This is a genomic window from Trueperaceae bacterium, assembly GCA_036381035.1.
In the GTDB taxonomy this organism is placed as follows: domain Bacteria; phylum Deinococcota; class Deinococci; order Deinococcales; family Trueperaceae; genus DASRWD01.
This window is the reverse complement of the sequence record DASVDQ010000050.1, coordinates 29,126-42,204: the sequence shown is the minus strand read 5'-3', so window position 1 is coordinate 42,204 and position 13,079 is coordinate 29,126. Positions and strand designations below refer to the sequence as shown.

10 protein-coding genes and 1 riboswitch are annotated in these 13,079 nt (G+C 74.4%); of the genes, 8 read left to right on the top strand and 2 right to left on the bottom strand.

Annotated elements, in window-relative coordinates; all coding sequences use genetic code 11:
* Window positions 1-40: 40 nt before the first annotated feature.
* Window positions 41-1,597: a murein biosynthesis integral membrane protein MurJ gene (murJ, locus tag VF202_06980; protein ID HEX7039833.1), complete on the bottom strand. Its 1,557-nt coding sequence runs from the start codon at window positions 1,595-1,597 to the stop codon at window positions 41-43.
* Window positions 1,598-1,653: 56 nt separating this feature from the next.
* On the opposite strand from murJ, the gene VF202_06975 reads away from it, so the two are divergent.
* From VF202_06975 to VF202_06940, 8 genes are all read left to right on the top strand, one after another.
* Window positions 1,654-2,202 carry a hypothetical protein gene (locus VF202_06975; protein HEX7039832.1) on the top strand — a complete coding sequence of 183 codons (549 nt, stop codon included), beginning with the start codon at window positions 1,654-1,656 and terminating at the stop codon, window positions 2,200-2,202.
* Window positions 2,199-3,236, top strand: a complete 1,038-nt coding sequence (locus VF202_06970) for a sugar-transfer associated ATP-grasp domain-containing protein (GenBank protein HEX7039831.1) — start codon at window positions 2,199-2,201, stop codon at window positions 3,234-3,236. The genes VF202_06975 and VF202_06970 overlap by 4 nt, the downstream gene beginning before the upstream one ends.
* A 307-nt stretch (window positions 3,237-3,543) precedes the next feature.
* Window positions 3,544-3,628, top strand: a riboswitch (cyclic di-GMP riboswitch).
* Between the two features lie 76 nt (window positions 3,629-3,704).
* Complete coding sequence (locus VF202_06965) at window positions 3,705-5,645, top strand: hypothetical protein (GenBank protein HEX7039830.1); 1,941 nt, start codon at window positions 3,705-3,707, stop codon at window positions 5,643-5,645.
* 248 nt (window positions 5,646-5,893) lie between these two features.
* Entirely contained in the window at window positions 5,894-6,805 is a 912-nt protein-coding gene (locus VF202_06960; protein HEX7039829.1) for a glycosyltransferase, read from the top strand.
* Window positions 6,802-7,824, top strand: a complete 1,023-nt coding sequence (locus tag VF202_06955; GenBank protein ID HEX7039828.1) for a CapA family protein — start codon at window positions 6,802-6,804, stop codon at window positions 7,822-7,824. Before VF202_06960 ends, VF202_06955 begins: the two co-directional genes overlap by 4 nt.
* Window positions 7,821-9,212: an AMP-binding protein gene (locus VF202_06950; GenBank protein HEX7039827.1), complete on the top strand. Its 1,392-nt coding sequence runs from the start codon at window positions 7,821-7,823 to the stop codon at window positions 9,210-9,212. The genes VF202_06955 and VF202_06950 overlap by 4 nt, the downstream gene beginning before the upstream one ends.
* Window positions 9,209-10,426, top strand: a complete 1,218-nt coding sequence (locus tag VF202_06945) for an O-antigen ligase family protein (protein ID HEX7039826.1) — start codon at window positions 9,209-9,211, stop codon at window positions 10,424-10,426. Before VF202_06950 ends, VF202_06945 begins: the two co-directional genes overlap by 4 nt.
* Window positions 10,416-11,687 carry a glycosyltransferase gene (locus VF202_06940; GenBank protein ID HEX7039825.1) on the top strand — a complete coding sequence of 424 codons (1,272 nt, stop codon included), beginning with the start codon at window positions 10,416-10,418 and terminating at the stop codon, window positions 11,685-11,687. Before VF202_06945 ends, VF202_06940 begins: the two co-directional genes overlap by 11 nt.
* Here the strand turns inward: VF202_06940 and VF202_06935 are convergent.
* The gene (locus tag VF202_06935) at window positions 11,620-13,032 is read right to left on the bottom strand and encodes a hypothetical protein (protein ID HEX7039824.1); all 1,413 of its coding nucleotides are present in this window, start codon (window positions 13,030-13,032) and stop codon (window positions 11,620-11,622) included. The genes VF202_06940 and VF202_06935 overlap by 68 nt on opposite strands.
* Window positions 13,033-13,079 lie beyond the last annotated feature (47 nt).

The following is a 13,079-nucleotide window of genomic DNA, read 5'->3' as shown; positions in this document are numbered from 1 at the left end:
GCGATCCCGCCCGCCCGCCGTGCCGTCCCCGGACCCGGCCTCAGCGCCTGAGCAACCGCCTGACGGCGGCCAGCTCGGGGAGGCCGAGCAGCGCCGCGGCGCCGGCGTAGACGGCGACGAAGGCGAGCCCGCCGGCGACGAGCTCCAGCAGGCTGCCGGCCCAGGTGGGCGGCGCCGGCAGCGCCAGCACCGCCCCGTACGAGGCGGCGGCCGCCAGCGCCGCGGCGGCCAGGGCGCGCGCGGCGTGGCCCGCGAACGCGGCCAGCGAGAAGCCCTCGGCGCGGGACACCAACCCCGCCGTGAGCAGCAGCTGCACCCAGCCGGCCACGGCCACGGCGGCCGCCACGCCGCCGACCCCGAACGGCCCGGCCAGGACGTAGTAGAGGGTGCCCTGGAGGGTCAGCGACGCCAGCGCGATCGCCACGGGCGGACCCACGCGCCCCCGCACGTAGAACGTGCGGACCAGCAGCGCGTGGGCGGCGAGGGGGAACACGGCCAGGGCGAGGGGAGAGGTCGCCTGCACCGTGTAGGCGCGCAGGACGGCGTCCAGCGGCTGGCCCAGCAGCGAGCGCCAGCCGTAGACGACGTCGACGACCTGCGGCGCAAGCACCGCCAGCGCGGCGCCGGCCGGCGCGGCGAGGAAGGCGATCAGCCGCGCCCCCTCCGCCAGGGACGAGGCGAAGGACGCGTCGTCGCCCCGCGCGGCATGGGCGGAGAGCCGGGAGTAGTAGGCCAGGGCCGGCGAGGTCCCGAACAGGCCGAGGCAGAGGCTGAGGAACAGGTCGGCCAGGTAGAAGGCGCCCTGGGCGCCGGCGTCGATGCCGGTGACGACGTTCGAGGCCACGACGTTGACGACCTGCCTGCCGCTCGTCGTCACCGCGAAGGGGACCATCAGTACGGCGACGCCGGTGAGCGCCGGGTGCCAGGGCAGCCGCGGGCGGGGCAGCAGCCCGGCGCGCGCCAGCGCCGGCACCTGGACCGCCAGCTGCGCGGCGGCCCCCAGGACGTGGGCGAGCGCCAGCGTCACGGCCTGGCCCGGGAACGCGGCCATGAGCGCGGCCGTGACGAGGTTCAGCGCGACCGGCGCCCAGGCCGGCGCGGCGAACCGCTCCTCGGCGTTGAGCAGGCCCATCGCCAGGGCCGAGAGCGAGATGGCCGGCAGGAACGGGAAGACGACCCGGATCAGCCGCGTCGTCAGCTCGACGTCGACGTGGCCGCCGTCGGCGATCAGCAGCCGGGCCAGCAGGGGCGCCGCGAGGTACGCCGCCAGGAGCAGCGCGCCGTTGAGCAGGGCGAGGAGCGAGAGCAGGGCGCCGGAGAGCCGCCTGGCGTCCGCGGGCTCGAGCCGCTTGTACACCGGCACGAACGAGTTGATGAGGGCCCCTTCGGCGAGCAGCTCGCGGAAGAGGTTCGGCACCTTGAAGGCGGTGACGAACGCGTCGACCGCGGCGGTGGGGAAGAACTGGGCGAGGAGCGAGTTGCGGACCAGGCCGGTGACCCGGCTCGCCAGCGTGCCGCCCATCAGCGTCAGGGCGCCGCGACGCGACGACCGCTCGGCAGCGGCGACGCGCCCGTTCGCCTCCGCCGACGCGTCCACGCGGCCATAATCGCACGGTGGGGGAGTATCATCTGCCGCACAGGGGGAGGAGCCAGATGGAGACCACCGTCACCGCCAGCTTCGAGGACCCGGCCGCCGCCGAGGACGCGGCCGCGACGCTAGCGCAGGCCGGCGTGGGGGAGGACGACGTCCTCGTCTTCCCCGCCGACTCCGACGAGGTCATGAGGGCGCTGCGCATGGCCTCGCCGAACCAGGTGGAGCGCGCCCTCGTCGCGCCGGAGCTCGGCACGGCGCTGGGCTTCACGCTCGGCTTCCTCGGCGGCGGGTTCTTCGGCCTGCTGCTCGGCTCCGGCGTACTGCCGATCATGGGCCGCGAGCCCGCCATGGCGGCCGGACCGTTCTGGTCCGCCGCGGTGGGCGCGCTGGTGCTGGGTGCCGCCGGCGCCCTCTGCGGCTTCCTCTTCAACGCCCCCCTGCCGGCGCTCGACCCCGCCCCGGCCAGGGAGCCGGAGCCGCGGCTGACGGTCCTCTCCGTGAGCGTCCCGGACGACAGGGCCGCCGCCGTCGCCGAGGCGCTGCGGGCCAAGGGGCCCCGCCAGCTCGGCGTCTGGCGACGCACGCCGGCCGGCTGGCTCCCCGCTTGAGGCTCAGACCGCTCTCCGGCCTTCGCTCGCTCCTCGCCGGCACCAGCTCGCCGGCCACGCTCCCGCAGAGGCTCAGGGCCTGGCGCGCCGGCTTCAGCGGCACGACCTGGCTGCTCTTCGACCTCGACAACCGCTCCCCCGCCGACTACGTCTCCGACGCGAGGGCCGGGGCCATGGCGGCCATCGACGGGCCCGTGGCCCGCGCCGTGCTGCGGAACAAGCTGCTCTTCGAGCGCGTCGTGGGCGAGCTGGTGAGGGTGCCGCGGGTGCTGGCCGTGCACGAGCGCGGCGTCGTCACCGCCCTCCGGCCCGGCTGGGAGGCGAAGGACGCCCTCGGCCTCGTGGACAGGGTGCTGGCGTCGGGGCAGCCCGTCGTGATCAAGCCCCTGGACAGCAGCGAGGGGCGCGGCGTGCACACCCTCGAGCCGGAGGCGGGCCGCCTGCTGCTCGACAAGCGCGAGGCGAGCCGCGAGGAGGCCGCCCGGGCCGTGGCGGCCGGCGACGGTTCCCTGGTCACGGAGATGATCAGGCAAGGGGGCTTCTCCGGGCGCGTGTTCCCCGGCTCCGTCAACACGCTGCGCGTGATCACGATGGTCGACCCGGACGACGGCGAGCCCTTCGTGGTCTCGGCGCTGCACCGCTTCGGGACGAGTCGCTCGGCCCCCACCGACAACACCTCCCGCGGCGCCATCCGCTGCGTCGTCGACGTCGCGACCGGCCGCCTGTCGGCGGGCGGCTCCGCCTGGCTCTGGGACAAGGGCAGGCTCGCCGTCTTCCCCGCCCACCCCGACACGGGCGTGCAGCTCGAGGGCGCGGTGCTGGAGCGCTGGCCCGAGGTCGTCGCGACCCTCCTCGGCCTGGTGCGGCGCCTGCCGTTCCTGATCTACGTGGGCTGGGACGTGGCGATCGTCGAGGACGGCATCGTGGTCATCGAGGGCAACCACTCGCCGAACATCACGCAGCAGGTGGCCGGCCCCTACCTCGCCGACCCGCGCGTGAGGCGCGTGCTGCAGCGCCACGGCGTCGTCCCCTGACCGCGGCGGGGCGGCTGCCCCGGTCGCCGTGTCGGATATCCCACTCCTAGGGGTGTTCACATCTAGGACACAGGATTCTCACATCCGCCTTGTTAGCTTGCCTGTCGGCATGTGCCCGGGTTCACTAGCCCGGCGCCGCCGACAGCAACGACCTCGGCCCCGGCTGGGCCGAGGGGGAAGGACTGGGTAGAGGAAGGCGAGGACCGTGTGGCGCCCGCCACACGACGCGCGTGGTGCTCCCTCTCGTGCGCTTTCAGACGAACCGAGCGCGGTAAGCGGTCCTAGGATCACCGGTAACGAGGAGCCAGTTCTCCTCAGAGGCGAAGAAGCTCGTTCCCTTAACTGGGCGCCTGGGACGAGCCGAGCCAGTGGCGCAACCGGCTGAAGAGAGCGGCGCTCCCTGCGGAGCCCCTCTCGAAGACCTGGAAGCGGCGTGCCCGGCACGCCGGAACCGAGAGGGGCACCTTGATGCAACACCCCCGTCAGCGCTTCGCGCGCACGGGTCTAGCGCAGCCCCGGCTGCGCGCTCTCACGCTCACAGTCATCTCCGCGGCGGTCCTCCTGCTCCTGGGCGCCTGCGGCACCAACGTCGGCACCGCCGGCCTGAACGGGCCCTTGCGCCTGCAGGCCGTGGAGGCCGAGGACGCCGCCGTCGTCGGCGACGGCCTCGTCGTGCTCGAGGACGAGGCCGCCTCGGGCGGCCGGGCGCTCGCCGTGTCCGAGGAGATCTCTTCGGCCTCCACCGCGGAGGAGGACGCCACCGTCGCCTTCACGGTCCCCGCTGCCGGCAGGTACGTGCTCTGGGCCCGCGTCAAGGGCGCCTCCGACGGGGAGGGCGCCGTCTACCTCGGCATCGACGGCGCCCTCGAGCGCATCGAGGCCCCCGGCGCCGGCGAGTACGGCTGGGCGGCCGTCACCTCGACCGAGCTGAGCGCCGGCCAGCACGTCGTCTCCATCGGCGCCGCCGAGCCGGGGACCAGCGTCGACGCCGTGGTCGTGTCGAACCGGCGCGACCTGCGCGGCGCGGACCTCGAGGCGTTCGTGATGGACGGCGTCACGCCGCCCGCGACGCCGCGACCGGACAGCGGCGGACCGCGGACGGGCGGCAACGGCCCCGAGGACGTGCCGATCGCGGGTCCCGTGACGCCGCCCGGCGGAGAGCCCGGCGAGGAGCCCGGCGCGGGCCCCGACGAGGGGCCGAGCGAGGACCCCGTCCAGGACGAGCCGGCTCCCGTGACCGGCAGGCCTTTCGACCTCAGGGGCGACCCAGACTTCGACGTCTCCGACCTCCCCGCCGAGGCGCAGATCTGGTACCGCCGGCTGTGGCACTCCATCGAGGACTCGATCTACGACGTCTACGACTGGGCCAGGAGCGACAACCTCTACAAGTACGCCCGCGACCTCCACACCCACGTCGAGTTCCTGCTGCACGCCTTCCGCGCCACCGGCGACCTGAAGCTCCTGGACGAGATCGACTACATCGTCGAGATCATGCGCGACCAGCTGCACGACTCCTGGCGCGACGTGAAGGAGGGCTCAGCCGAGCCCGGCACCGACGGCTACCTGAACTGGGTGTGGCGCGCCGGCACCGCCGACCAGTACTACGGCAAGGACACCCACCAGCTCGACGAGATGAAGACGCACGCGCTCATCGCCAGCGTGGCGTGGGCCCTGGAGGTCAACCGCGACCTCGCGAGCCCCGGCGGGCACGACTACGCCGCCCACGCCGACTTCTGGAAGGACTACCTGGTCAACGACTTCGAGGCGAAGTGGCGCGAGCGCATGGGCAAGCCCACGGGCTTCCCGATCATGATCCGGCCGCACACGCACACGTACTACTCGTGGATGAAGTGGCACTACTACATGTCCAAGCTCACCGGCGACCAGGCCTACCTGAAGGAGGCCGAGCGCATGGCCGGCATGCTGCGGCAGGACATCGTGGAGGTGGACACCGGCTCGGGACCCGCCTACGTCTGGACCCGCTCGGTCCTCAGCGAGGGCGGTCACGAGGACTACCTCCACCCGACCGTGTACGCGCGGTACGTCTACCACGACGCCATCGAGTTCTACTTCGAGGGCTTCGGCTGGTGGGACGATGACGCGCTCGAGGCCATGGCGCGCACGTTCGCGACCTGGGTGATCGACCCCGAGCACGCCGAGGGCAGCCGCGACTGGTTCACGGGCGACATCGGCGGCGACCACGAGCGCGGCGGCATCCGCAGCGACGACTGGAACCGCATGGACTACTACCGCTACGAGGCCAGCGCCTACGCCGAGATCGCCGCCTGGGACCCCAGCGGCAAGATCGACGAGTGGACCGACATCGTGCTCGACAAGGTGACGGACCCGGCGGCGCCGCGCTACCTCGCGCTGCCGACGGCCAAGCTCGTCTCGGCGCTGGCCGACTGAGCGCGCGGGACAGCGCCGCGCGCGGCGCCGGCGGCGGGGAGCCCCGAGGGGCTCCCCGCTCGCTCTCCCGGTCCGCCGCGCGCCACGGGCGCGCGCCGCCTCACGGGGCCGGGCCGAGAGGACGGCGCACGAGCGCGGCTCGCGTGACGCGAGCGCCGCCGGCGCCTGTGACCTCGGGGCGGCCCGCGGACGAGCGGCCCGACTAGACTTGGCGCCGAGATGGGGCATGGGGGACAGGCCTGCTGACCATGACCCGACCCTCGTTCACGGTAGTGATACCCACCCACAGGCGCCCGGCGCTCCTGCGCCAGGCGCTGGCGAGCGTCGCGGCCCAGACGCTGCCGCCCGAGCAGGTCGTCGTCGTCGACGACGTGGGCGACGAGGAGACCCGCGCGGTCGTCATGGACTTCCCCGGCTGCGAGTACGCCGTCGGCGACAGGGGGCGCGGCGGCGCGGGCGCCCGCAACGCCGGCGCCGCGCTCGCCCGCGGCGAGTGGCTGGCGTTCCTCGACGACGACGACCTGTGGCTGCCGCACAAGCTCGAGGCGGTCGCCGCGGTCATCGCGGCCGGGCCGCCCGACCTCGGCCTCGTCTACAGCGCCGCCGAGCAGTTCGACGGCGCCACGGGCGCTACGCTGTCGCGCTCGCGCCCGACGGCGCGCGGACGCGTCCTCGACGAGGCCCTCTACCGCAACGTCGTGGGCGGGATGTCCGTGGCCGTGATCAGGCGGGACGTCTTCGAGGCCGCCGGCGGCTTCGACGAGGCCTTCCCCTCCCTGCAGGACATGGAGCTCTACGTCCGGCTGGCGGAGCGCTGCGCCTTCGACTTCGTCGACGACGTCCTCGTCCGCTTCCGCGTCGCGTCCCACGGGCGCATCACCTTCGACGCGCGCAAGAAGCTGGAGGGCGCCAAGCTGTTCGCGGCCAAGTACCGCCGCCTCATCGCGGCCAGCCCGCGGCAGCGCCACAGGGCGGCGGCGCGCGTCTTCCTCTTCGCCCTCTCGGCCGGCGCCCACGGCGAGGCGCTGAGGAGCCTCCCCTGGACCGCGGCCGGCCTCCTCGTGGACCCGGCCAACGTCGGCTACGTGGTGCGGGGCGTCGCCAGCCGCGCGAGGACGGCCGTCGCCGGGCGCGCGCCGAGGCCCGCCGCCAGCCCATGATCACGTTCCTGGGCGACGTCTTCCCGGCCCGTCCCGTCGAGGTCGCCGTCGACCTGCCGGGGACGCTGGTCCTCAACCTCGAGGCCCCGCTCACGGACGGCCAGCTCGCCTACCCCGGGAAGATCAACCTCAGGGGACGCGTCGACGCCTTCGCCGCGACCTTCGCGGGCCGCGGCGTCGTCGCCACCCTCGCGAACAACCACTGCATGGACTTCCAGGAGGCCGGGCTGCGCGACACGTTCGCGTCCCTCGAGGACCTCGGCGTGCCGTGCTGCGGGGCCGGCACGGCCGCGGACGGCTGGCGCAACCCGGCCGTCGTGACCGTGCAGGGCCTGAAGGTCGCCGTGCTCGCCTACGCCGACCCGAGCTGCTCGCCCGTCTACGCCGAGGGCGACCGCCCCGGCGCGGCGCCGCTCAGCCTGGAGCGCGCCCGCGCGGAGATCGCCGCCGCGCGCGAGGCCGGCGCCGACCGCGTGGTCGTGTCCGCGCACTGGGGCGAGGAGCAGGTCCACCTGCCCACGTCGCGCTGCGTGGCCCTGGCGCGGTCGTTCGTCGACCTCGGCGCCGACGTCGTGGTCGGGCACCACGCGCACTGCATCCAGTCGTACGAGACCTACCGCGGCCGGCCCATCATGTACGGGCTCGGCAACTGCGTCTTCCCCGCGCACGCCAGCCCCTCCTTCTACGACGCCGAGGGTCGCCCCACGCGGGTGCAGCACACGCGCCCCTCGGCGCGCAACCGCCGGTCGCTGGCGCTGGTCTGGGACCCCGTGACGCGCGCGTTCGAGGTCAGGCCGCTGTTCTTCGACGGCTCCCGGCTGCTGCCCGGCCGCTTCCCCCACCGGCGCTTCCGCCTGCGCTACCGCGGCGCCGAGCGGCACGACGCCGACTACCTCAGCGCCTACCGCTGGGGCAAGGTCGTGCACGCGCTCGAGAGCTTCGCCGCGCGGCCCAAGGTGCCGCGCCTCGCGCACCTGAAGAACGTCTCGCGGCTGCTGCGCGCCTCCCTCAGGCCATGAGGCCGCGCCGCGCGGCCGCGGCCCTCAGGCCGCTGCGCGCCGCCCTGTGGCGCGGGCGCCTGGCGGCCTCGGGAGCCCTGGCGCGCCTGGCCGAGGCCGAGGCCTGGCTGGCGGCGTCGCCGGAGGACGTCGAGCGCGAGCAGCGCTCCCGCCTCGCGGCGCTCCTGAGGCACGCCTGGGCCAAGGTGCCGTACTACCGCGAGGCGCTGGCTGACGCAGGGGTCGTGGTCGCGGGGCCGGGCGGAGCCCCTGAGGTGCGCCTCGAGCGCTTCACGGCGCTGCCGCCGCTCTCGAAGCGGGACCTGCGCGAGCGCTTCGCCGACCTGACCTCGGCGGACAGCGTCGAGCGCGGCGCCTACGCGACAGCCACCGGCGGCTCGACGGGCGAGCCGGTGCGCTTCCTCCACGACCGCGGTATGCAGGCCTGGAAGGTCGCGAACAAGGCCCTGTTCGACTCGTGGACGGGCTTCAGGCCCGGCGAGCCGTTCGCGCTGCTGTGGGGGGCCGTGGGCGACCTCGCCGACGCCGGCCTGCGGGCCCGCGTCGGCATGTGGCTGCGCGACGAGCTGAGGCTCGAGGCCTACCAGCTCACGCCCGCGCTCATGGACGACTACGTGGCGCGGCTCAACGCCTTCCGCCCGCGCCTGCTCCTCGCCTACGCGCAGAGCGCCTACCAGCTCGCGCGCCACGCGGAGGAGCGCGGCCTCGCCCTGGAGCCCATCCCCGCCGTCATGACGTCGGCGACGAACCTCGAGCCGGAGATGCGGTCTACGATCGAGCGCGTGTTCGGCGCCCGCGTCTACGACCGCTACGGCTCCCGCGAGGTCGGCGACGTCGCCTGCGAGAACGGCGACGGACGCGGGCTCGTCGTCAACCCCCTGACGCACGTCGTGGAGGCGGTGGACGAGGCGGGCAGGCCGGTGCCGCCCGGTCAGCAGGGGGAGCTGCTCGTGACGGCGCTGGCGAACCTGTCGATGCCGCTGATCCGCTACCGCATCGGCGACGCCGGGGCCCTGGGCGAGGCCGGCGCCGGCGGCGTCCCGTGGCCGCGCCTGGCCGCGATCGGCGGGCGCGTGACCGACGTCTTCCACACCCGAGACGGGCGCCAGGTCTACGGCGGCTACTTCACGCGCCAGTTCTACTCCCGCGACTGGGTGTCCCAGTTCCAGGTCGTCCAGGAGGACTACGACAGGCTGCGCGTGCGGCTGGTCCCGCGGCCGGGCACCGACGCGGCGCTGGTCGAGGTCGAGAAGCGCGCGCTCGCCGACTCGTTCCGCCGGGCCATGGGAGAGGGCTGCGCCGTCGAGTTCGAGGTCGTCGACGACATCCCGGTCGGCCCGACGGGCAAGCGGCGCTACACGGTGTCACGGGTGGGTCCCCCGGCATGACGACGGAGGCTCGCGCCGCCCTCCAGGGCCCCTACGCCGCGTCGTCGCGGGCGGAGCTCACGACGCGGCTCCTGGGCGGCACGGTGGCCGTCTACGTCGCCTGGACGATGGTCCTCGGCAACGTGCCGGGCCTGTCGCGCGTGCCGCACGCGGCGATACTCGTGGCCTTCGCCCTGCTGCTGGCGAAGAGCACGCAGACGCCGCTGCGCCTGCGCCTCGACGCGGCGCTGCCCCTCGGCGCCGTCTTCGTGGCCTACGCCTGCGCCAGCGTGCTGTGGTCCTTCGAGCAGAACGCCGCGCTCGTCTCCGCCGTGGGCCTGGCGTTCGACTTCTTCGGCGCCGTGGTCGTGTGGGCGGCCCTGCAGAACGGCGTGACCCTGCGCCTCGTCGCGCTGTCCTCGGCCGCGGCGGCCGCGGTGCAGGGGGGCATCGCGCTCTACCAGTACGCGACGCTGGGCGTGGAGCGGGCAGTGGGCCTCACCGGGAACGCCAACTCCCTGGCGATCCAGCTCTCGCTGGCCGCCTTCCTGCTGCTCCTGACCCTGCCGCGCGACCGCTGGGCCGGTCTCCTGGCCGCCGCGCTGGTGATCGTGGCCACGCTCACGACGGGCACGCGCAAGCTGGTGTTCGTCTGGTTCGCCTACTTCCTGGTGTTGGCGCGCGACCTCGTGCCGGCGTTCCGGCGGCCCTCGATAGGCACCGCCTTCGCCCTGCTCGTGGCCCCGCTGGCGGTCTGGGCGTCGCTGACCTACGGCGGCACGATCACGGGGCCCCTCGAGGACGTCGCCTTCGTCCAGCGCCTCGAGCTGACGCTCGAGGGCAGGGAGACGGCCAAGCGCAGCGCCCTCATCGAGGACGGCCTCGAGGTCTTCGAGCGCGCGCCCGTCTTCGGGCACGGCATCGACCAGTACCGCTACGTCGGCTCGTTCACGACCTACACGCACAACAACTACGTCGAGCTGCTGTCGAACCTGGGCGTGCTCGGCCTCGTCCTCTACTACGCGCTCTTCGTCCTGCTCGGCTACCGGTCCGTGGCCGGCGTGGTGGCGGGCCGGCGCTCGTCCTGGGTGGTGCTGGCGATCCTCGTCCTCTACCTGCTCATGGACGTGGCGCGCGTCTCCTACTCGGGCCGCATCACCTGGCTCTACCTGCTCGTCCTCGCGCTCGTCACCTCCGGCCACGTCGAGGAGCGCCGGGGCGCCGATGCCGCCTGAGGGGGCCGGGGTCGCGATGCCGCCCGACGACGGCCGTGGCGCCCTGGCGCCCGGAACGGGCCTCGGCGTCGGAGGGCCGCCGGCTCCCGAGGGTCCGCGGCGTACGCGCCTGACCGTCTTCCTCGCCGACCTGGGCGGCGGCGGCGCCGAGCGGATGACCGTGGCCGTCGCGAACGGCATGGCGGCGCGCGGCATGGCCGTGGACCTCGTGCTCGCGAGCGCGAGCGGGCCCTACCTCGCCGAGGTCGCGAGCGCCGTCAGCGTCGTCGACCTCGGCGCCGGCTCCGTGAGCCGCGCGGTCCTGCCCCTGGCGCGCTACCTGCGACGGGCGTCACCGGACGTGATGCTCACGACGCTCGCGCACACGAGCCTCGTGGCCGTCCTCGCGCGCGCCCTCTCCCTGACGCGGGTCCCCACGGTGGTGAGGGAGGCGAACACGCCGCGCCGCAGCTACCCGGGCTGGGTCGACGCCAGGTCGCGCCTGTCGCACCGCCTGGCGCCTCTCACCTACCGCGCCGCCGACGGCGTCATCGCCGTGTCTGACGGCGTCAAGGACGCCCTGGTCGAGGTCCTCGGCGTGCCCGAGGCGAAGGTCACGACGCTCTACAACCCCGTCGTCTCCCCCCAGCTGGGCGCGCTGGCCGCCGAGGACCCCTGCCACCCGTGGTTCGCGCCCGGCGAGCCGCCCGTCGTGCTCGGCGTCGGCAGCCTCACGCCGCGCAAGGACTTCGCGACCCTCCTGCGCTCGTTCGCGCGCCTGCGGCGGCGCGACGCCAGGCTCGTGGTCCTGGGCGAGGGCCCCGAGCGCCCCGCGCTCGAGGCGCTGGCCGCCGAGCTGGGCGTGGCGGGACGGGTCGACCTCCCCGGCTTCGTGGGCAACCCGTTCGCCTTCATGGCGCGGGCCGCCGTCTTCGTGCTCTCCTCCACCCTCGAGGGCCTGCCCGGGGCCCTGGTGCAGGCGCTGGCCTGCGGCTGCCCCGCCGTCGCCACCGACTGCCCCAGCGGACCCCGCGAGGTGCTGCAGGGCGGCGCGCTGGGACCGCTCGTGCCCGTCGGCGACGACGCGGCCATGGCGTCGGCGATCGAGGCCGTGCTGGCGGACCCTCCCGAACGGGAGGCACTGCGCCGCGCGGTGGCGCGCTACGACGCCGACGCGGTCCTCGACGCCACCCACGCCTACCTCACGGCGGTGGCTAGTCGCGGTCCGCGGCGACGGCCTCGCTACCCAGCGCCGCCCGCAGCAGCAGGCCGCTGGGGATGAAGACGTTCTTCTCGCGCTCGCCGCGGTGCTCGTGCACGGCCGCCGACACGTCGGCGACCTCCCCGCTGTCGTCCCACGCCGCCAGCAGGGCGAAGGCGCTGATGTTGTAGACCGAGGGCGAGATCCGGCTCCAGTTGCCCTCGCCAGAGGGCTCCAGGCCGGCGCGCTCGACGCCGCCCCCGACGTCGCGGGCGAAGCCGTCGCCCTCGCCGTCGAGGATGAACTCGCTCAGGGTCCTGGCCAGCATCGCCATGACCTCGTCGTCCGACCACGGCTCCACGCCCTCGAGGCGCAGGTCGACGACGGTGGCGACGACGTGCCTGAAGTAGATCGAGGGCAGCAGGTAGTCGAGGCTGCCGCCCATGGAGAGCACGCTGCGCGGCGTGACGAGCGCGGGGCCGCTCTCCGTGTCGGCCTCCCTGAAGTTCTCGAACGTCACGCGGCTCAGCCGCTCGGCCTCAGCGGCGTAGGGCTCCTCGCCGGTGAGCAGGTACATGTAGTGGTGGTAGCGCACGAACTCCAGCGTCTCGTGCAGGTGCGGCCGCTCCAGGAACGGGAACTCGGGCCACGGCACGCGGTGGCGCTCGCGCCACTTGGCCTCGAAGTGGTTCCGTAGGTAGTCGGTCCAGAACGCCGCCCGCTCGGCGTAGTCCACGCCGTTGGGGCTCTCCAGGTCGGCGTTCGCGGCGTAGGCGTAGGCGAGCTGCGCGATCATCGAGTGCGTGCGCATCTCGTCGATCTCGTGCAGGTCGCGCCCCTTGTGCTCGTCGCTCTCGTCCTGGTCCCACACCCAGTTCAGGTAGCCGTCGACGGCGCCCCGCTCCAGGCTGGCCACGCCGTGCCAGGCGTCCTCGAGCTCGGCCCGCATGTGCTGGGCCAGCCTGTCGATCTCGTCGAGCAGGGCCAGGTCGCCCGTGACGCGGAACGCCGTGAAGAGCGCGACGAGGTGGTTGTTCACCTCGCGCGAGTACGTGTAGAGGTCGTCGCGCTCGGCGCGCCGCGTGAAGTACGCGGCGCGGTCGGGGTCGTCGACCACGCCCCACAGGGCCTCGTACCAGCACAGCACGTCGGGCGGCAGGGACGCGGGGTCGAACGAGGGGTCGCCGCGCAGGTCGAGGTCGGGGCTCCAGGCCCCGCCGCCGCTCGGCACGTCGCCCTCCAGCTCGCAGCCGTCGTCGGTGACGCGCGCCGCGGCGAGCTGCTCGCGCGGGTAGGGCTCGGCGCGCGGGGGCTGGTCCAGCACGGGCCTGGACGCCCGCGCGACGCCGGGAGGGGCGCAGGCGCACGCGAGGAGCGCGAGCAGGGACGCGGCCGCCAGGAGCCGCCAGTCGCGGGGCGTGGGCATGGCGGGAGTATAGTCAGGCCTCTCCCGGGCCCCCGTAGACGGCTCAC